At 47.1% G+C, this 19,765-nt stretch carries 24 protein-coding genes and 1 tRNA gene; 9 read left to right on the top strand and 16 right to left on the bottom strand.

Annotation, left to right across the window (positions count from 1 at the left end):
- From ACTHTG_RS02520 to sdhC, 4 genes are all read right to left on the bottom strand, one after another.
- Complete coding sequence (locus ACTHTG_RS02520) at positions 1 to 708, bottom strand: succinate dehydrogenase iron-sulfur subunit (protein ID WP_003678833.1); 708 nt, start codon at positions 706 to 708, stop codon at positions 1 to 3.
- Between the two features lie 119 nt (positions 709 to 827).
- Positions 828 to 2,591, bottom strand: a complete 1,764-nt coding sequence (sdhA, locus tag ACTHTG_RS02515) for a succinate dehydrogenase flavoprotein subunit (RefSeq protein ID WP_070632078.1) — start codon at positions 2,589 to 2,591, stop codon at positions 828 to 830.
- A 2-nt stretch (positions 2,592 to 2,593) separates the two neighbouring features.
- On the bottom strand, positions 2,594 to 2,935 hold the full coding sequence (gene sdhD / locus ACTHTG_RS02510) for a succinate dehydrogenase, hydrophobic membrane anchor protein (RefSeq protein WP_308538386.1): 342 nt from the start codon (positions 2,933 to 2,935) through the stop codon (positions 2,594 to 2,596).
- Positions 2,929 to 3,306: a succinate dehydrogenase, cytochrome b556 subunit gene (sdhC, locus tag ACTHTG_RS02505; RefSeq protein WP_003686156.1), complete on the bottom strand. Its 378-nt coding sequence runs from the start codon at positions 3,304 to 3,306 to the stop codon at positions 2,929 to 2,931. Before sdhC ends, sdhD begins: the two co-directional genes overlap by 7 nt.
- Before the next feature lie 461 nt (positions 3,307 to 3,767).
- Between sdhC and ACTHTG_RS02500 the strand changes: the two genes are divergently transcribed.
- Entirely contained in the window at positions 3,768 to 4,151 is a 384-nt protein-coding gene (locus ACTHTG_RS02500; RefSeq protein WP_049329785.1) for a YkvA family protein, read from the top strand.
- 83 nt (positions 4,152 to 4,234) lie between these two features.
- Here ACTHTG_RS02500 and ACTHTG_RS02495 read toward each other — a convergent pair whose 3' ends face one another.
- The 4 genes from ACTHTG_RS02495 to dapF form a co-directional block, all read right to left on the bottom strand.
- Positions 4,235 to 4,735: a membrane lipoprotein lipid attachment site-containing protein gene (locus ACTHTG_RS02495; protein ID WP_371440888.1), complete on the bottom strand. Its 501-nt coding sequence runs from the start codon at positions 4,733 to 4,735 to the stop codon at positions 4,235 to 4,237.
- Positions 4,736 to 4,889: 154 nt separating this feature from the next.
- The gene (cysK, locus tag ACTHTG_RS02490; RefSeq protein ID WP_107723629.1) at positions 4,890 to 5,822 is read right to left on the bottom strand and encodes a cysteine synthase A; all 933 of its coding nucleotides are present in this window, start codon (positions 5,820 to 5,822) and stop codon (positions 4,890 to 4,892) included.
- 106 nt (positions 5,823 to 5,928) lie between these two features.
- On the bottom strand, positions 5,929 to 6,531 hold the full coding sequence (locus ACTHTG_RS02485; protein ID WP_049336767.1) for a hypothetical protein: 603 nt from the start codon (positions 6,529 to 6,531) through the stop codon (positions 5,929 to 5,931).
- A complete protein-coding gene (dapF, locus tag ACTHTG_RS02480; RefSeq protein ID WP_049336770.1) occupies positions 6,528 to 7,379 on the bottom strand; it encodes a diaminopimelate epimerase in 852 nt (283 codons plus the stop codon). Before dapF ends, ACTHTG_RS02485 begins: the two co-directional genes overlap by 4 nt.
- Positions 7,380 to 7,559: 180 nt before the next feature.
- Here dapF and ACTHTG_RS02475 point away from each other — a divergent pair, with 180 nt between their 5' ends.
- Complete coding sequence (locus ACTHTG_RS02475; protein WP_049336771.1) at positions 7,560 to 8,051, top strand: hypothetical protein; 492 nt, start codon at positions 7,560 to 7,562, stop codon at positions 8,049 to 8,051.
- 139 nt (positions 8,052 to 8,190) lie between these two features.
- Positions 8,191 to 8,266, top strand: a tRNA-Asn gene (locus tag ACTHTG_RS02470).
- Between the two features lie 148 nt (positions 8,267 to 8,414).
- Here ACTHTG_RS02470 and ACTHTG_RS02465 read toward each other — a convergent pair.
- Positions 8,415 to 8,750, bottom strand: a complete 336-nt coding sequence (locus ACTHTG_RS02465; RefSeq protein WP_003678854.1) for a YbaB/EbfC family nucleoid-associated protein — start codon at positions 8,748 to 8,750, stop codon at positions 8,415 to 8,417.
- 90 nt (positions 8,751 to 8,840) lie between these two features.
- Positions 8,841 to 10,832, bottom strand: coding sequence for a DNA polymerase III subunit gamma/tau (dnaX, locus tag ACTHTG_RS02460; protein ID WP_049337069.1), 1,992 nt, complete (start codon positions 10,830 to 10,832; stop codon positions 8,841 to 8,843).
- Between the two features lie 198 nt (positions 10,833 to 11,030).
- On the opposite strand from dnaX, the gene ACTHTG_RS02455 reads away from it, so the two are divergent.
- A complete protein-coding gene (locus tag ACTHTG_RS02455) occupies positions 11,031 to 11,744 on the top strand; it encodes an aldose epimerase family protein (protein ID WP_004519255.1) in 714 nt (237 codons plus the stop codon).
- 58 nt (positions 11,745 to 11,802) lie between these two features.
- Here ACTHTG_RS02455 and mltB read toward each other — a convergent pair whose 3' ends face one another.
- From mltB to rpsF, 5 genes are all read right to left on the bottom strand, one after another.
- Positions 11,803 to 12,882 carry a lytic murein transglycosylase B gene (gene mltB, locus ACTHTG_RS02450; RefSeq protein WP_004519254.1) on the bottom strand — a complete coding sequence of 360 codons (1,080 nt, stop codon included), beginning with the start codon at positions 12,880 to 12,882 and terminating at the stop codon, positions 11,803 to 11,805.
- A 201-nt stretch (positions 12,883 to 13,083) separates the two neighbouring features.
- Positions 13,084 to 13,536: a 50S ribosomal protein L9 gene (gene rplI / locus ACTHTG_RS02445; RefSeq protein WP_003678862.1), complete on the bottom strand. Its 453-nt coding sequence runs from the start codon at positions 13,534 to 13,536 to the stop codon at positions 13,084 to 13,086.
- 16 nt (positions 13,537 to 13,552) lie between these two features.
- Positions 13,553 to 13,783, bottom strand: coding sequence for a 30S ribosomal protein S18 (gene rpsR, locus ACTHTG_RS02440; RefSeq protein WP_003678863.1), 231 nt, complete (start codon positions 13,781 to 13,783; stop codon positions 13,553 to 13,555).
- Between the two features lie 6 nt (positions 13,784 to 13,789).
- Positions 13,790 to 14,092, bottom strand: coding sequence for a primosomal replication protein N (priB, locus tag ACTHTG_RS02435; protein ID WP_198341478.1), 303 nt, complete (start codon positions 14,090 to 14,092; stop codon positions 13,790 to 13,792).
- Positions 14,089 to 14,460, bottom strand: a complete 372-nt coding sequence (gene rpsF, locus ACTHTG_RS02430) for a 30S ribosomal protein S6 (protein ID WP_004519252.1) — start codon at positions 14,458 to 14,460, stop codon at positions 14,089 to 14,091. Before rpsF ends, priB begins: the two co-directional genes overlap by 4 nt.
- Before the next feature lie 245 nt (positions 14,461 to 14,705).
- Here rpsF and hscA point away from each other — a divergent pair, with 245 nt between their 5' ends.
- From hscA to fdx, 3 genes are all read left to right on the top strand, one after another.
- Positions 14,706 to 16,565: a Fe-S protein assembly chaperone HscA gene (hscA, locus tag ACTHTG_RS02425; RefSeq protein WP_004519251.1), complete on the top strand. Its 1,860-nt coding sequence runs from the start codon at positions 14,706 to 14,708 to the stop codon at positions 16,563 to 16,565.
- A 79-nt stretch (positions 16,566 to 16,644) separates the two neighbouring features.
- Entirely contained in the window at positions 16,645 to 17,007 is a 363-nt protein-coding gene (locus ACTHTG_RS02420) for a TIGR02328 family protein (protein ID WP_004519250.1), read from the top strand.
- 92 nt (positions 17,008 to 17,099) lie between these two features.
- Entirely contained in the window at positions 17,100 to 17,441 is a 342-nt protein-coding gene (gene fdx, locus ACTHTG_RS02415; RefSeq protein WP_440360536.1) for an ISC system 2Fe-2S type ferredoxin, read from the top strand.
- A gap of 75 nt (positions 17,442 to 17,516) precedes the next feature.
- Here the strand turns inward: fdx and ACTHTG_RS02410 are convergent, their stop codons facing one another.
- Complete coding sequence (locus tag ACTHTG_RS02410; RefSeq protein WP_004519248.1) at positions 17,517 to 18,137, bottom strand: hypothetical protein; 621 nt, start codon at positions 18,135 to 18,137, stop codon at positions 17,517 to 17,519.
- A 299-nt stretch (positions 18,138 to 18,436) separates the two neighbouring features.
- Here ACTHTG_RS02410 and iscX point away from each other — a divergent pair, with 299 nt between their 5' ends.
- Together iscX and metF are read left to right on the top strand one after the other, a co-directional pair.
- A complete protein-coding gene (gene iscX / locus ACTHTG_RS02405) occupies positions 18,437 to 18,634 on the top strand; it encodes a Fe-S cluster assembly protein IscX (RefSeq protein ID WP_039861945.1) in 198 nt (65 codons plus the stop codon).
- 171 nt (positions 18,635 to 18,805) lie between these two features.
- Positions 18,806 to 19,687 (top strand): methylenetetrahydrofolate reductase, encoded by an 882-nt coding sequence (gene metF / locus ACTHTG_RS02400; RefSeq protein WP_049323818.1) that lies wholly within the window; start codon positions 18,806 to 18,808, stop codon positions 19,685 to 19,687.
- The last annotated feature ends 78 nt before the right edge of the window (positions 19,688 to 19,765 follow it).

Below are 19,765 nucleotides of genomic sequence, written 5' to 3'. Positions count from 1 at the left end.
TTAAACGGCTCGTTTCAACATAATCTCTTTAATCTTACCGATGGCTCGGGTCGGATTCAAGTGTTTAGGACATACGTCTACGCAGTTCATAATGGTGTGGCAACGGAATAAACGGTATGGGTCGTTCAGATTATCCAAACGCTCATTAGTGATGGTATCACGGCTATCCGCAATGAAACGGTAAGCATTCAGCAAGCCAGACGGACCAACGAATTTATCAGGGTTCCACCAGAATGACGGGCAGGCAGTCGAACAGCAGGCGCACAAAATACATTCGTACAAACCGTCCAACTCTTTACGCTCTTCCTGAGTTTGCAGACGCTCTTTGTCCGCATCGATAGGGTTGTCGTTGACAACGTAAGGTTTAATGGAGTGATATTGTTTGAAGAATTGGGTCATATCCACAATCAGGTCGCGGATAACAGGCAGACCTGGCAGAGGACGGATTTTAACCGGCTGTTTCAGGCTGCGCAGATCAGTCAGACATGCCAAGCCGTTTTTGCCGTTGATGTTCATACCGTCAGAACCGCAAATACCTTCGCGGCAAGAACGGCGGAAAGACAATGTATCGTCTTGTGCTTTCAGGCGCACCAAAGCGTCCAAAAGTTTAACGTCGGTTGGTTCCAATTCCAACTCGTAACGTTGCATATAAGGTTTGGCATCAACGTCCGGGTTGTAACGGTAAATTTCAAAACTCATTTTTTCCATGAGAAGTGTTCCTTTTCTCATAAACTGCCCAATGATTTTGTATTATGGATTCAGGCAGTTCAATGTGGGTATGGTTAGGTTTCAGACGGCCTCCAAGATAAAGGCCGTCTGAAAACTCATCAATAAACGCGTTTGGCCGGTTTGATGTATTCCACGCTCAAAGGCTTGGTATGTACCGGTTTGTAAGACAAAGTATTGGTATCTGAATGATACAGGGTATGTTTCATCCAGTTTTCGTCATCACGCTCAGGATGGTCGTCTGAAGCGTGCGCGCCGCGCGATTCTTTACGTGCTTCGGCGGACACCAAAGTCGCTTTTGCTACTTCAATCAGATTATCCAATTCCAAGGCTTCGATACGCGCGGTATTCCACACTTTGCTCTTATCTTTGATTTCAGTACGTTTCACACGCTCGGCAATCGCCATGATTTCTCGAACGCCTTTGCTCAGAATCTCATCGGTACGGAACACGCCGGCGTGCAACTGAACAGAACGTTGCAGCTCACGACGCAAGGCATCAACGTTTTCACCGCCGGTTTGGTTGTCCAAACGCTCGATACGTTGACGGGTCAATTCGCCGGCATTAGCAGGCAGAGGTTTCCAGTCGCTTTGCTCTTTGATGAATTTAATCATACTGTCGCCGGCAGCTTTACCGAATACCACCAAGTCAAGCAGGGAGTTGGTACCCAAGCGGTTCGCGCCGTGTACGGAAGCACAAGCGCACTCACCTGCTGCATACAGGCCTTTTACAGGCACTTCGTAATCTTCACCTTGCGGAACAACAACTTCGCCGTGGTAGTTGGTCGGAATACCGCCCATCATGTAGTGGGTAGTCGGCACAACAGGAATCGGGTCTTTAATCGGGTCAATACCGGCAAACTGAATGGAAATCTCGCGGATGCCCGGCAGTTTTTCCATAATTTTTTCTGCACCGATATGGTCGATTTTCAGCAATACATGGTCTTTATTTTTACCACAGCCACGACCTTCGTAAATTTCCATCGCCATCGCACGGGAAACCACGTCACGGGAAGCCAAGTCTTTTACGGTTGGAGCATAGCGTTCCATAAAGCGTTCGCCATCGGCATTCAGCAGAATACCGCCCTCACCGCGTACACCCTCGGTAATCAATACACCGGCACCGGCTACACCGGTCGGGTGGAATTGCCAGAATTCCATGTCTTCCAACGGAATACCTGCACGGGCACAAATACCCAAACCATCACCGGTATTCATATAGGCATTGGTAGAAGAAGCATAAATACGGCCGCCGCCACCGGTAGCAAACATCACGGCTTTAGCGTGGAAAATATAAACTTCGCCGGTTTCCATTTCCATGGCGGTTACACCGACGACGTCGCCGTTTTCATCACGAATCAAATCTTGTGCCGTCCATTCCACAAAGAATTGTGTATTGGCACGGACGTTTTGTTGGTACAAAGTATGCAACATCGCATGACCGGTACGGTCGGCAACCGCACATGCACGTTCTACCGCACGTTTACCATGTTCGGCAGTATGACCACCGAAAGGACGTTGGTAGATTTTACCGCTTTCCACACGGTCAAAAGGCATACCCATGTGCTCCAACTCAATTACGGCTTCAGGCGCAGCGCGACACATAAACTCAATCGCATCTTGGTCGCCCAGCCAGTCGGAACCTTTTACGGTATCGTACATGTGCCAATCCCAACGGTCTTCCTGCACATTACCCAATGAAGCAGAAATACCACCTTGAGCCGCTACAGTATGCGAACGGGTTGGGAACACTTTAGACAAAACAGCACAATTCAGGCCGGATTTAGATAATTGGAGGGCTGCGCGTAAACCTGCACCACCACCGCCAACAATCACGGCATCAAACTTGCGAACAGGAAAACCCATATTTACCCCCAAATTACTTTAACTGAATACACCAAGCAGCCTACCAACCAAACGATGGTGGCAACTTGTAAAAACAAACGCAGGCCGAAAGGCTTAATGTAGTCCATCCACAAATCACGGATACCTACCCATGCATGCAGGAATACGGCCAAGAAGCTCACTTGGGTAAATACTTTCACCCAAGTTTGATCAAAAAATGCCTGCCATGCCGAATACTCTTTAGGCAACGTAAACAAAACAAACAAAAGAACCACTGTGTACACCAACATGATAACTGCAGTTGCACGTTGCATTGCCCAATCGCGCAAACCGTAATGCGCACCTGTCAATTTACGTTCTACCATAACAAAGCTCCCAAAACGACGGTCAGAATCAAAGCAGAAGCAAATACAACTTTAGCAGTAGCACGGGCAGTATTTAATTCCAAGCCTTTGTGTACATCCAAAAACAGAAAGCGGATACCGGCGAAAAAGTGGTGCAGATATGCCCACAACAGACCGATAAGGATCAGCTTCACAAACGGATTGGAGATAGCAGAACGATATGCTTCAAACGACGCTTCGCGATCCAGCGTTCCAGAGAAGAAATACAAGAGAACAGGCAGCATCACAAACAAGCCGACGCCGCTGATACGGTGAAGAATAGATACAATCCCCGGTATGGGCAATCGGATATTCGGAATTTCCAAAAATACCGGGCGTGATTTGGCGGACATGGTCAGTTCCTCTAGATTTATTATCAGCTCAAAACCTATAGCTCAGCACTACAATAAGCTACATAAACCATAATTTACCTGTTTTATCTCATTTTGAACAGTGCAATTTATGAATGCTCTAATGATTTTTACCAAAAGACTAATAAAATCAAACAATCATTCTTAGATTTTTTTTTGTGTGGCTAGCCTTTTTTGTTACTTTCCTGCAATTAAGCCATCTCCCCATCAAAGCACTTACGATAACATCATTATTGTTTGAGAATTGTATCTATTGTGAGATAAATTCTCACTCTTGATACCTAATCTTTACAAAGGCATAAGCCATTCTTAACTTATTACCATTGCATTATCATCACTACTCTTACATAGTTATACATTCAAAGACATTTCATCCGCCCAAAATAGACTAAAATACGACGTAACACCAACCATGTTTCCATACCTAAAAAGGAAGCTGCATCATGACACACTCCCCTCATCAAAACACACCCGATCCGGAAGACTACATCCCCTCCTTCCGCCGTCGAAACTTAGACACATCCGGCTTCATGAAAAAACTCGGACGCTTTGCCGGTCGCTTGGGTAAACCTGTCGTCCGCCAGCTTTATGCGCTTTATTATCTCTGGGAATCCGAACATACACCCAAACGTGCAAAAATGATTATTGTCGGTGCACTGGTTTACTTCCTCAGTCCTATTGACAGCATTCCCGACCTTCTGATTCCATTTGGCTTCAGCGATGACATTGCCGTCATTGCGCTGGTTTATTCTCAGATGAAAAACTATCTGACCGAAGATATTCAAGAAAAAGCCCGTCAAGCGGCTGACAAGCTGTTTGGTTCTTAATTGGATAAAGTCCGACTACACATATATAAATACAAAAAGAAGGTCGTCTGAATATTCAGACGGCCTTCTCAGTTTATGACTTTTTATTTCAAAGGCTGCATACCCATAACTTCCATCAGGAAGTTGGTAAACGCAGGATTGCTTGGTTTGGTATCCATGTTTTTCCAACGCTGTTGCCAACCGCGCAAAGCACCTTGGATGTACTGTTTGGATTGCTCGGTAGTAATTTCACCACGTTGGCTGTCAACGGCAGAACGCAGATAAACTTCGTACATACTGTCATCGACAGAGTTGCGTCCCACTTGTTGGATACGGAAGCGGTTCAAATATTGTGCAGCCTGAACTTTGGTCAGACTACCTTGGCTCACTTGGGTACTCAAGCGACGTGCTTCATCATGAATCTTGGAAACATCTGCCCAATGCGAAGGAGCTAAATGATAACCGGTAGCTGAAACTTGTGAATCAGCCTTAGGTTTCTTAACGTTGGTTGGTCGAACTGGCACTTCTTTCAATGTTGGAACATAAATCGATTCACAACCGGCAAGTGCCGCCACAGCAAAGATAGGAAGAATGTATTTTTTCATAATGCGCATTATAAGCATGATTCGTTGAAGAAACCAACTTTTGAATAATGGTATTCAAAGCTCATTAACTGAATTACAACAGATTTCATACGATATCTCAAGCCCATACGCAAAAAAGGCCGTCTGAAAACGGCCTTTTAACAACAATCCTATATTATGCCAAATCGGCAAACAGAGGCGTAGAAAGATAGCGTTCGCCATATGATGGCAACAAGACAACGATCAACTTACCTTCGTTTTCAGGTTTTTTAGCCAGTTGCAATGCGCTCCATACTGCGGCACCTGAAGAAATACCTACCAAAATGCCTTCTTTTTCAGCCATAGCGCGCGCAGTTTCAAACGCTGCCTCGTTAGGTACTTTGGAAATGCTGTCGTAAACAGTCGTATTCAAAACGCTGGGGATAAAGCCTGCACCCAAACCTTGAATCGGATGCGGACCTTTCTCGCCACCGCTCAATACTGGGGAAGCTTCAGGCTCGACAGCCACGATTTGAACTTCGGGTTTGTATTTTTTCAATACTTCGCCCACACCGGTAATCGTACCGCCTGTACCTACACCGGCCACGAAAATATCTACTTTACCGTCTGTATCGCGCCAAATTTCTTCGGCAGTGGTTTTGCGGTGAACTTCAGGATTAGCCTCGTTATCAAATTGGCGCGGCATAAAGTAAGTATCTGGATGTTCGTCCACCAAAGACTGGGCTTTAGCAATAGCGCCCGCCATACCTTCGGCAGCAGGTGTCAAAATTAGCTCTGCACCGAATGCACGCAGCAGCATTTTGCGTTCTTTACTCATGCTTTCAGGCATAGTAATCGCCAATTTATAACCGCGGGCCGCACACACCATGGCCAAACCGATACCGGTATTGCCACTGGTTGCCTCGACGATAACGGTATCTTTATTGATTTTACCGGCTTGCTCGGCCGCTTCAATCATAGATTCGGCAATACGGTCTTTCACGCTGCTGCCTGGATTAAAGAATTCAAGTTTAACGGCGATTTGCGCTTTTAAACCTTCGGTCAGGCGGTTCAGTTTCACCAGAGGTGTGTTGCCGATCAGCTCGGTAATATTATTTGCAATTTTCATTTCCTGCTCCTGATTTAGATGTAATACAGCCTGCATATTAAACTCAGGCCGTCTGAAAAACCAATATCGAAAATTTCTTTCTTTATAACTTTTGGTTCAAGCGCGGTCAATATCCACTGCGCTCAAAAATCAATGTAACGGCAACTACAGCCTGCATCACGACGGCAACCATCCAACCTGCCCACATCTGCCGCATACTGAAAAGAGAGGCAGACTGCTTGCAAACAACCACTCTGTGCAGATAAAACACCAGCATCAGGACGCCCTGCAATGCAAACCAATAAATGGGTTTCAAAGCATAAATTTTCAGCAAGGCCGCCCACGCAAAAACCGCGCCCGCCAGCGGCAAGATGAAATAAACCACGCCTACCAAGAAAACAAAAGCCAAAGTCATGACGACATTGGAAACCGCAAATAAGGTCAAACCGGCATATTCGCCTGCCGACCAAAACTTTTTGTCTTCCGTTTTACTGCAGTCATCAATAAAGAAGAAAATACTGGCGATTGTCAGATAAAAATGAGGGATGAACAAAGGGCCTGTATGCGTAAAGCCCCATATTCCGGGCAACAAGCGTGCGCCCAGTGCCGAAATCCCCAGCCACAACAACACCGTAGCCCAAAGCCATTGAAACCGCTGCGCGCGAAAAATAAATGCCAACGATACCGCAGCATACGCGACGGCAAACCAAAAATCCAAAGAAACCATCATGAATACTGCAACTCGCCTTCAAAAACAGTTTCCGCAGGGCCGGTCATTTGCACATCGCCACCTTCTTCCCAACTGATAAACAATTCACCTCCAGGCAGAGTAACACGCACAGGCGCACCCGCTTTCAGCAAGCCATTGCGCACGCCTGCCACCACGGCCGCACACGCTCCAGTGCCGCAAGCCTGAGTTTCCCCCACCCCGCGTTCAAACACTCGCAGGCGGACTGACAATTCATCTTCAACCTGCAAAAAGCCGACATTGACCCGTTCAGGAAACTGCTCGTGCGATTCAATAGCGCCGCCCCAATATTCCACCGGCGCAGTCTCAACATCATCAACCAAAATCACCGCATGCGGATTACCCATATTCACACAGCTTACCGGTACAGACTCCAAACCGACCAAGACAATATGTGTCAGCGCATCTTCATTTTCACCATGTGCAGGCACAAACGGAATTTCAGACGGCATGAAACGCGGTTTACCCATATTGACGGTAACCAAACCGTTATCCAACAGCTTCGGTACAATAATCCCTTTGGCCGTTTCGACCAAAATTTCCGTTTTATCCGTCAAACCCTTATCCGCGACAAAACGCGCAAAACAACGCGCTCCATTGCCGCACTGCTCTACTTCCCGACCATCGGCATTGAAAATGCGGTACCGAAAATCGACCGCATCAGAAGAAGGCTTCTCCACTACCAAAAACTGATCAAAACCCACGCCGCGATAGCGGTCTGCCCATTGGGCAAGCGGCGCAGTCAACGGATCAAAGTCCTGATCGATGGCATTAACCACCATAAAATCATTGCCCAAGCCGTGCATCTTCGTAAATTTCAAAGTTTTCATTATTTATTCACATTCTTATTAAATCATTATTTCGGCACATTCTACACCAGAATGATATATTCGTTTCTATCTTGTTTCTCAGACGGCCTTGCGCCCTTTTACCAATACTAACACCAGCCACCCCGCAAAAATACTATACTTCCCACATTACAAATATTTCTTATTACAAGGATACACATTATGAAAAAAATTCTCTTACCTGCCCTTTTGGCCGCTTCACTCAGCGCATGTACAGTCGGCACGCCCGGTGTTTCCGTCGGCTTAGGCGTCGGCACCAGCATCGGCCGCCATGTCGGCCTGGGTACATCCATCAACATCCCTGTCGGCTTGGACAAAACCAAAACCACCAAAGGCACGGATTCAGACGGCATCCGTATCTCAGAAGAACAAATCGTGACCTATTTTGATGCACACGGCACACCCAGCAACAGCGCAGTCAAAGGTGGCTTCCATCGCCAACTGATCAGCAAACGTAACAACGAATACGTCGTCCAAGACTTTTACAGCGACAACAGTCAAAAACGCACGGACCCCTACGTTCTCAGCCGTAACCAACTGATGCAGTTCCGCGCCACGCCAAGCAATGGCTCGTTAACCACTTACGCCTACAACGGCACGGTGATGCAGCAACAAGTATTCCAAAACGGCAAATTGGTTAACGCCAAATACTAAAGGCCGTCTGAAACGGCTGAGGAGCATGTGAAACTTGATTACAAAATATTTTTAACATTCAAACATTTGAAATATTTTGCACCATTTCCTTAAAAATATTGATTGACACATTTTTTCCAGCCATTATAATACGCCCCATTCCCCGATAGCTCAGTCGGTAGAGCGACGGACTGTTAATCCGCAGGTCCCTGGTTCGAGCCCAGGTCGGGGAGCCAAATTTAAAAGCCTGAACTTCTGTTCAGGCTTTTTTACATCAATAAGGAACGCTTGTTCTTTCCCAAAGAAAGCCCATGAATCCTCATAATAAAAAAGGCCGTCTGAAACCCAAATCTGGCTTCAGACGGCCTTTTATTTATTTTTAAATCAACGGAAGAAGTCGCCCATGCCTGCCGGCAGGCCTTGGGTAAATGCACCCATGGTTTTGTTGGTCGTTTCTTCGGCTTTTTCAGAAGCGGCATTGATAGCGGCCAATACCAAATCTTCCAGCATTTCTTTGTCGTCTGCGGCTTCTTGAATCAAATCAGGGCTGATTTCAAGTTTGCGAACAACGTGCGAACACGTCATCACAACTTTCACCAAACCATTGCCTGCTTCACCTTCAACTTCGGTTTCAGCCAGCTTGGCTTGTGCCTTTTTCATGTTTTCTTGCATTTGTTGAGCCTGTTTCATCAGGCCGCCTAATCCGGCTTTTCCGAACATGTTTTACTCCTATGGGTTTGAATAAATGGGTTTCACTCATGCCGTCTGAAAAACGCTATTGCCTTTCAGACGGCCTTGTATGTCAGTATTTTAAGAATGCCCTACTAACTCTAAAGAATCCGGCAGCCATTGCGCTTCAAAGATTTGCAAAATTTTCTGCGCCGTTGTATCCGCTTCCAGCAAATCTTGCGCCTGCTGCCGTCCTTCTTCTTGAATACGTTTGCGGCGCATCACCGGCGTTTCCCAGCCTTTATCATCCTGCCAAGGCTCGGTTTGCAGCCTTAAATTGCCAAGATGGTAAGCCTCGCTCAACGTCTGGCAGATTTTGTCCAAGCGCTCTTTATTGGCAGTAGCTTTGGCCTCATCCGTCAACGACAGCATGATTAATCCTGCTTCCGTATCATAACTCGTCCATGCCGCATTTTGTGCCAACATCTGCGCCGCGCCTAATTTACGGGCAAATCGTTCGATAATGCTGTGCCAATTCTCAGTTTTAAACTCAGGCAAAGGAGCGAACTGAAGCTCTTCTTCATCTCCCTCCTCTTCTTCAGACACAACCGGCTGCAGTACTTCCATCACATCAGCACGGTGTGAATCTTCATATGCATATGCTTCATCAAAATACGGAGGTGGAATTTCCTCATCTATGTGCGGATATTCTTCCGGTTCAGGGGCCGTCTGAACTTTTGCAACAGGCAATGGCTCCGCAGTTTCTTGCATCTGCGCCGTTTGTGTTTGAGGCGGCTCAGCCGATACTTGGCTCGGCATGTCTTCCCAAGGCGGGACATCCCCCTGTTGTTGAGCAGACTGAATAGTTTCTTCAGACGGCCTTTCAACGATATCCTGTTTAGTCGGAACAGCCTCTTTCTCAACCGCCGGTGCTGCTATCGGCTCAGATTTCGGCAGCTGAAAAGGCTTTTTTTCGGCCTCAGCTTTCTGATGGTCGGAATGCAAATCCGTGTGTTCAATCTGACTTTGCGTATCGCAACCCGAAGCGGCCAACGGCGCAAATGCAAGCATGCGCAAAAGCGTCATGACAAAACCGGCATACTCGTCTGGAGCCAGCGGTAAATCCTGTTTACCATGAATAGCGCATTGATAATAAAGCTGAATCTGCTCGCCACTCAAAGCCTGACTTAATCGCTGCAAAGTTTCACGTTCAGGATCGTCATTTGCCAAGGCGGAAGGAATGGTTTGAATCAAAGCCAAACGTTGCAACAACATGGCCAATTCTGCCAACGCGCTGTCAAAACCAATCGCTCTGGCGGACATTTCCTGAGCCTTTTCCAGCAAGGCTTCCCCGTTTTGATTGATGATTCCTTCAAGCAATTCAAACAAGTATTGTTTATCGACCGCTCCGATCATCTGGCGGACATCTTGTTCGGCCACTTTACCCGAACCCATGGCAATCGCCTGATCTAAAAGGCTCAACGCATCGCGCATCGAGCCGGCGGCGGCACGGCCTAAAAGTTGCAAAGCCTGTGGCTGATAAGGAACGTTTTCACGATCCAAGACATGCGCCAAATGCTCGGCAACCTGCTGGGTTGTCATGTTGCGCAACACAAATTGCAAACAGCGGCTCAATACAGTAATGGGGACTTTATGCGGATCGGTGGTCGCCAAAATAAATTTAACGTGTTCAGGCGGTTCTTCCAAAGTCTTCAGCATGGCATTGAACGCGCTTTTGGAAAGCATATGCACTTCGTCGATGATATAGACTTTGTATTTACCCGCAGTCGGCGCGTATTGCGCGTTTTCCAACACTTCGCGGATATTGTCGATACCGGTATTCGATGCCGCGTCGATTTCCAATAGATCCACATAACGGCCGCTGTCGATTTGCGTACAGCTTTCACACTGACCGCACGGCTCACCATGCACGGCATTTTCGCAGTTCAGGCTCTTGGCCAAAATCCTGGCAATCGTGGTCTTACCCACACCGCGTGTCCCTGTCAGCAGATAGGCATGGTGCAGACGGCCTTCGTCCAGCGCGTTACGCAGGGCTTTGACGACGTGTTCCTGACCGACCAAATCGGCAAAGGTTTTCGGACGCCATTTTCGTGCAAGAACTTGATAAGCCATGTTGTTTCTCTACGGGAAATAAATCGGAAGGCCGTCTGAAAAGAATTCTCCGCTTTTCAGACGGCCTCAGAAAATGGCATATATTCTAGCATTTTTTTGATTTTTATTAAGGATTTTCTATCAAACCGACAGCGACAGCATGTCATTGCAATGTTAGAATGCTACATAAATGATAAGTAATTTGAAGTTTGAAACATCATGTCCGAAATCATACTACGCAACCAATCAGCCACTATGCAAGTAAATACAATGGGCGGATATATTGATTCCCTGATTCTAAAAGGATGGGAAGTCTTATTTCCGAAAACCAGCGTTCAAGTAGGCGATGACACAAAATTACGCGGCGGCATGCACGTCTGCCTACCTCAATTCGGACCTGACAGCAAAAATCATCTGGCCCAACATGGTTTCGGCAGAACTTCAGACTGGGAAATCCGCCATCAAAATGAATCAGATATCGGCTTAAAATTAATCAGCACAGAAAAAGGCTATGAACACGTCGAATGGTTGCTCGATTACAGTCTGCCTAACGAAAATGAAGCCATCGCCATCCTAACTGTCTGCAATTACGGCGAATCACCCATCCGCACGTCCCCAGGATTCCACCCCTACTTTACCGCCGCCGGCACACAATTTGATTTCAACGGCGCCCCATACGATGCCGACTATATCTCCCATACCGAATTTGTTTCCTCCGACCAGGATGCACACGTTGCATTTGACGGCTTGAAACTGGATATCCGTACCCACAATCTGCCTGTGTATGCCCTTTGGAGCGATCGAAACGGTCAATATACTTGTGCAGAGCCAACCGCAGAAGGCAATGCGTTTTTATCCCCTGCCCGAGGAGGACAGTTTGTTTCAGGACACAGCAAAAAACGTTACGCCATGAAAATCAGACTGATAGCTTAACCCCCTTTACAAATCCTCGATATTTAAAAACCACCCCAAAGGGTGGTTTTCTTATGGCTTACAGGCCATTGTTATTGATTGCATTCGCAATATCGCGTACCGCTGTTACATACATACGGCTGTGGTTGTATTGCCATACCGTGTAGAAGTTATTCAGACCCAAATAGTATTCAAATACGCCCGGGCTGGTCTCCAAAGCATACAGCACAGCTTTTTCATTATCGGCAATAGCAGCTTGAGGCACGACACCCAAAGCTTTGAAATCTGCGACAGTGCGCGTCAAGGCAGTTTTCTCATCGATAATCGCCTGCAAGTGCGGAGTAATCGTCAGACTTACCGGCACAACCATCTTACCGCCGGTCTGCCAGCCATGCTGTTTCATATAATTGGCGACAGAAGTCGCCACATCGCCAACATTATTCCAAATATCGCGATGACCATCACCATCATAGTCCACCGCCCATTTACGGTAGCTTGAAGGCATAAATTGCGGCATGCCCATCGCGCCGGCATAGCTGCCTTTGAAGTCAAAGATATTTTCTTTTTCTTCTTTTGCCATCTGCAAAAGTTCACTCAATTCATTTTGGAAAAACTCGGCACGGCGAGGATAATCAAAGGCCAATGTACTCAAGGCATCGGCAACGCGGAAGCTGCCTGTATTTTTACCATAATTGGTTTCAATCCCGAGAATCGCCACAATCAATTCGGCAGGTACGCCGTATTTGCGTGCCACATCATCAATTACGGCACGGTTTGCCGCATAGAATTGTCTGCCGCCATTAAATTTGGCTGCACCAGAGTTACCGGTGCGGAATTCATACCAAGGACGCGAAGTGCTTGGGCGGTACATAATGGTAATAATGTTGCCTTTATACACCACGCCATTAAAGAAATTGCGCAACTCTTCCGCACTGAAACGGCGATTTTTCACTTCATATTGGATAAACTGCTGAACATTGACGTTCTCATTAAAACCGCTGCTGGCAACAGATTCAGCCGCAGCATCAAATACAGGGCGTTTTGCAGAGGAAACAGGCTCGACAGGTTTTGCCGTATCAACAGCAGGCTTTTGCGGAGTGCCGCATGAAGCTAAAGCCAAAGCAGTCAAACCTATCCCAAAGATTTTGATTTTATTCATAAATAATCTCTTTACTAAATAATACGACAAACCCGAACACGAATGAATATTCGGCCAATACATCATCTCTTCCGCTATATTTCTAGACAGACTTAAAAATATAGACAAATCAATATTTACTTACTTCGGCTCAAGCAGATAAACAAGGCCGTCTGAAATTCAAGGAAACCCTTGATTTTCAGACGGCCTTGAATGAATCAATTACTCAGCGGCTGCAACAACAGCAACGGTAATTTTAGCAACAGCGTCAGTGTGCAGAGCTACTTCAACTTCGTATTCGCCAACAGCTTTCAACGGACCGTTAGGCAGACGTACGTTTGCTTTAGCAGCTTGGATACCGGCAGCAACAATCGCTTCAGCGATGTCAGCATTGGTAACAGAACCGAACAGACGACCATCAACACCGGCTTTTTGAGCAACAGTAATGGTTTGGCCTTCCAGTTTTTCTTGACGGGCTTTAGCATCAGCCAAGATTTCAGCTTGTTTGGCTTCCAATTCAGCGCGGCGTGCTTCGAATTCTTTCATGTTGGCTTCGGTTGCACGTTTTGCTTTACCGGCAGGGATCAGGAAGTTGCGTGCGTAACCGTTTTTAACGGTAACGATGTCACCCAAGTTACCCAGACCGCCGATTTTTTCTAACAGAATAATTTGCATGATTTAAACTCCAAAATTATTTGTGTTGATCGGTGTAAGGCAACAGAGCCAGGAAACGGGCACGTTTCACAGCAGTAGCCAACTGACGTTGGTAGTGTGCTTTAGTACCAGTAATGCGGGCAGGGATGATTTTGCCGTTTTCAGAGATGAAGTCTTTCAACAAATCAACTTGTTTGTAATCAACTTCTTGGATTTTTTCAGCCGTAAAGCGGCAGAATTTTCTACGTTTGAATGATTGACGAGCCATTGTCGTTTAACCTTTATATTCTTTAATGTTCTGTATGCGTAGTACCGGCTTGGGGAAGCGTTGGCTACGTTGCGCCAAAAAACCTTCCGACTCGATGATAGCATCTTGCCGATACTGCCATTCCTCAGCCTGCTTACCTAAAATCCGCGCGGGAATTTCAAATTTGACCAGACATTTCTGTCCGTTTTCTTCCTGCCAAGATTCATGTTGCAACACAATATCTAAAACAGGAATTCCTGCCGGCGTATATCTCAAAGGCTGAACCTGCAAGATACGGGCGGTAAGCTTAATCAGATTGTTCAATCTTATTCGGCTGCTGCAACTTCTTCAGCTGCACCGTTCAGCAAGTTTTTTGCTTTTTCGCCGCCCAGCATTGGGGAAGCTTCAGTTACAGCGTGTTTTGTTTTGATGGTCAGGTGACGCAGTACGGCATCATTGAAGCGGAAAGCAGTTTCCAGCTCTTCAACCACTTCAGGAGTAGTTTCGATATTCATCAAAACATAGTGTGCTTTGTGGATTTTATTGATTGGGTAAGCCAATTGACGACGGCCCCAGTCTTCCAAACGGTGGATTTTACCGTTGGCTTCAGTAATCATGGTTTTGTAACGCTCAACCATAGCAGGCACTTGCTCGCTTTGATCAGGATGAACGATAAACACGATCTCGTAATGACGCATGTTATCTCCTTATGGATGATTAAAAACAGCCTTTCACCATGCGAAGTAAAAGGCAAGGCAAAGAGGCTGAATTCTATCCGCATTTCTTAAAAAAGACAAGTCTGGATTCAAAATCCACTTTCTTTTCAATCAAAAAACAACATTAGGCCTTATGGTTATTTCCTAGCAAACTACTCAACTATCTGCCAAAAATCTGCTAAAATCTGCCCCATCCTAATAAATACAGCATCAGAAGGCACACAATCATGGCTCTTTTGCAGATTTCCGAACCCGGCATGTCCGCCGCCCCCCATCAACACCGCCTCGCCGTAGGCATTGATTTAGGTACAACCAACAGCTTGGTGGCCACCGTACGCAGCGGCAGCGCAGTCTGCCTGCCCGATTCAGACGGCCGCACCACCCTACCTTCGGTTGTCCGTTATTTGGATGGCGAAGTTGAAGTCGGCAAAAACGCCCTTTCCGCCCAAAAAACCGATCCGCTAAATACCGTCAGCTCCGCCAAACGCTTAATCGGCCGCACTCTTACCGACCTCGCACAAGAGACGCAATACCTGCCCTATCGATTTACACCCAATGAGCGCGTGGTCGAGTTAAACACACGTCAAGGTGCGAAAACGCCTATCGAAGTATCGGCAGAAATCCTCAAAGCCCTCAAATTGCGCGCCGAAGAAACATTAGGCGGAGATTTGGTTGGTGCTGTCATTACCGTACCTGCCTATTTTGATGATGCCCAACGTCAAGCCACCAAAGATGCCGCACGTTTGGCAGGCTTGAATGTCTTGCGCCTCCTCAACGAGCCGACTGCCGCCGCAATCGCCTACGGACTGGACAACGCCTCAGAAGGCACGTTTGTCGTTTATGACTTGGGTGGCGGCACATTCGACGTATCCGTATTGCAACTGACTAAAGGCCTGTTTGAAGTTAAAGCCACCGGCGGCAACAGCGCATTGGGCGGCGACGACTTCGATCATCGTTTGTTCTGCTACTTGCTCGAACAAAACGACCTTTCCAAACTCAACGAACAAGACAGCCAACTTCTGCTTTCCCTTGTCCGTACTGCCAAAGAAAAACTGACCACTCAAACCGAAGCCGTCATCGAGACCACGCTTTCAGACGGCCATAAAATTCATACCGTCATTACCCGCCAAGAGTTTCACAATCTGACCCAAAATCTGGTACAAAAAACCATCGAGCCCGTCAAACAGGCTTTGAAAGACGCAGGCGTGACCAAGGCAGATGTCAAAGGCGTGATTATGGTTGGCGGCTCTACCCGTATGCTGCACGTTCAACAAGCAGTTGCCACCTTCTTCGGACAAACCCCACTGAACAACCTCAATCCTGACGAAGTGGTCGCACTCGGTGCCGCCATACAGGCAAACGTCCTTGCAGGCAACAAAACCGACGGCGAATGGCTGCTGCTGGACGTTACCCCCTTATCGCTTGGTCTGGAAACCTACGGCGGCCTTGCCGAAAAAATCATCCCGCGCAACTCCACCATTCCTACCGCGCGCGCGCAGGACTTCACCACTTTCAAAGACGGTCAAACCGCCATGACAATACACGTCGTACAAGGCGAGCGCGAACTCGTTTCCGACTGCCGCAGCCTTGCCAAATTTACCCTGCGCGGCATTCCGCCCATGGCAGCAGGCGCAGCACGTATCCGCGTGACCTTCCAAGTTGATGCCGACGGTTTACTGTCCGTTTCCGCACAAGAACAAAGCACCGGTGTACAGGCACAAATCGAAGTCAAACCTTCCTACGGCTTGAACGACAGCACCATCACCCAAATGCTCAAAGACAGCATGAGCAACGCTGCCGAAGACATGGCAGCCCGCGCCCGAGCCGAAGCCGTAGTCGAAGCCGAAAGCCTGACCGACGCCGTCAACGCTGCTCTTGAATTGGATAGCGATTTATTGGAAGCTGAAGAATTGCAACAGATTCAACAAGACATCGCCAACTTGCAAGGCCATCTGAAAGACGGCAAAGCCGAAGACATCCGTGCCGCCGTTGCCAAACTCAGCCACAGCACCGACAACTTCGCCGCCAAGCGCATGAACCGCAACATCCAACGCGCGTTAACAGGGCAAAGCGTTGATAATATTTGATGCCTAAACAGTTTCAGACGGCCTCGGAAGATACAAAGGTCGTTTATCTAAATATCCAAAAACTGAAACGATTTCTTTTATGCGACTCTGGCACCAAACCCTTATCCCCCTACTCCCCCGCGCCCAGCTTTTGGGGCAACACCGCGAATGCGCTGCTTTACGCGGAGCGGGCTGGGGCAGGCCGCATGCGACGGTTAATTACGTTTTTACCCACTCACCCTACAAACTCTACCTGTATCACGTATTGATTATGGAAGAGATGGAAAAGCGCGGTTACAAACCGGATGTTTTATGGAAAGACCCACTATATCGCGGCAAAGCCGTTGCCCCATACCATTCACACGCGATTGAAGCATCTACTTCGCCGATTTATGCCGAACATGATGATGCTTATCTAGACGAATGTCTGGAAAATTTAAGAAGTAAAGGCATCATGTTATAAACCCATTTTTCAGACGGCCTGAATATTGAATACCCAAGGCCGCCTGAAGCCGCTTTAACCACAACCACTCTTAAACAACCGAGACAATAAAAATGCCAAAAATTACCGTACTCCCACACGCGACATTATGCCCCGAAGGCGCGGTTATCGAAAACGCACCGGAAGGCCAAACCGTCCTTGACGTACTGCTCGACCACGATATCGAAGTCGATCATGCCTGCGAAAAATCCTGCGCCTGCACAACCTGCCACGTGATTATCCGCAAAGGTTTTGACAGCCTGGAAGAGCCGACCGAATTGGAAGAAGACCTGCTCGACCAAGCATGGGGTTTGGAAGCCGATTCACGCTTGAGCTGTCAGGCAGTCGTTGTCGATGAAGATTTGGTCGTAGAAATTCCTAAATATACAATCAACCACGCTCGCGAAGACCATTAAAACGAGGTTTAATGAAAAGGCCGTCTGAAACCATAAATTCATGGTTTTCAGACGGCCTTTTGGTTATGCAGCAAACTATTTGATATGAGGAAAAATAAAACGCATACGCGAAATCTGCATGGAGGCCACCTTCTGCGTAGCTGAATAATTTTCAATTTTTTCTTGCATTCTGATTTGATGCATATTGCCGTTATAACGGGGAGCAGCATTCTGAGATTTGTTTACTGTCGGTAGTTCAGCCTCAGCCTTCAACGCTTCCTCCGCCTCAATGGCCGAAAGTGCAGCCTCATCTCTTACCAAACCGAAACGCTCGATAATGGCATTGGCTTCATCTATATAATGAGATTTGTCCGCGCCATTTTCCAACACCGCATCTTCAAGCACGACCGACAAATGCTTGCCGCAATTTTCGATACGCTCTGCGATACGCGAATAAACCATCCAACGTTTCAACCTCAATGCGCCTGCATCGTCATTGGGTGAAGCGGCATCCAGTTTAATCAAACCATAATGCTTGCCGTAATACAGACGGAACACCAGCTGCTTCAAACCTTCTGTTTCGTCCAGCATCCGATAAAGTTCACGAACCAACAACAGCAAACGGTCGAATGCACCTGCTTGGGACAGATACTCCGGATCATCGGAAGCGAGCGCGTAAATCAGCTTGGACAGCTTGGCGTTGAGTGCGTTATTCATCTTTTTTCCTTTTATTTTTAAGCGATGGATTGTCTTAAGAGCCGTTCCAAAAAATTTGGTTGCATAACAAAGTGTAAATTTTGTATGAAAACCAAATCATACAAAGCGGAATAGAAAGTATAAAACGGCAGATTGCCGTGAATTTTAAGTGTCTTGCCGTATTTTAACGCAACTATGCTATTTTGTTAAAAAATAGCGCCATCATTTATCTGCCAATCTTCCGTAAAACAATCTGGCAGTCCAACTTCTTCTTGATTAAAATAATTACTAATAGCCCAAACCCAATAAAGGAACACATCATGAAATGGACAGATACCCAACGCATCGCCGAAGAACTCTACGACTTACACGGCGACAGCATCGATCCGAAAACCGTACGCTTTACCCAACTGCGTGATTTAATTATGGCTTTGCCTGAATTTGACGATGACCCGACGCGTTGCGGCGAGCGTATTCTCGAAGCCGTGCAACAAGCGTGGATAGATGAAGCAGAATAATCTTTCCCCACTTCCCTATCAAACAAGACCTCAGACAGTTTTTCAGACGGCCTGAGGTCTTTATTAAATTTATTCATACAATTTCGGAAAATTTCGAAATTGACTCATACCAACCTCAAATTTATTATGCAACCTGACAACAAATAAAAGATATGCAGAAGGTGCATAGCCATGAATCACGCTCGAGAAATCGCCGCTTTAAACAACAGCCTTTCTGATTTAAAAGGCGACATCAATGTTTCATTCGAATTTTTCCCGCCGAAAAACGAACAAATGGAAACCATGCTGTGGGATTCCATCCATCGCCTGCAAACCCTGCATCCGAAATTCGTTTCCGTAACCTACGGTGCAAACTCCGGCGAACGCGACCGCACACACAGCATCGTCAAACGCATCAAACAAGAAACCGGCCTTGACGCTGCCCCCCACCTGACAGGTATCGACGCCAGCCCTGACGAGTTGCGCCAAATCGCCAAAGATTATTGGGATAGCGGTATCCGCCGCATTGTCGCCCTGCGTGGCGACGAGCCGCCCGGCTACGAGAAAAAACCTTTCTATGCCGAAGATTTGGTCAAACTGTTGCGCTCCGTTGCCGACTTTGATATTTCCGTAGCAGCCTATCCAGAAGTGCACCCGGAAGCCAAATCCGCACAAGCCGACTTAATCAATCTGAAACGCAAAATTGATGCGGGTGCAAACCACGTTATTACCCAATTTTTCTTTGACGTGGAAAGCTATCTGCGCTTCCGCGACCGTTGCGTGATGATGGGCATTGACGTTGAAATTGTTCCCGGCATCCTGCCCGTAACCAATTTCAAACAATTGACCAAAATGGCCCAAGTGACCAATGTCAAAATCCCAAGCTGGCTGTCTAAAATGTACGAAGGTTTGGATGACGACCAAGGCACGCGCAACCTTGTTGCCGCCAGCATCGCCATCGACATGGTCAAAGTCCTCTCGCGCGAAGGTGTCAAAGACTTCCACTTCTACACCCTCAACCGCAGCGAACTGACTTACGCCATCTGCCATATTTTGGGTGTACGCCCCCGTTAATAAAACAGACGGCCTCCCCATTCTGATTTACAATATCGAACATTCAGGCCATACTGGCCTGATTCAAAATTCCAACTA

This window comes from Neisseria sp. P0017.S009 (assembly GCF_051957375.1).
In the GTDB taxonomy this organism is placed as follows: Bacteria; Pseudomonadota; Gammaproteobacteria; order Burkholderiales; family Neisseriaceae; genus Neisseria; species Neisseria perflava.
Note: the sequence above shows the minus strand (reverse complement) of the source record. Positions and strands in the feature narration are given on the sequence as shown.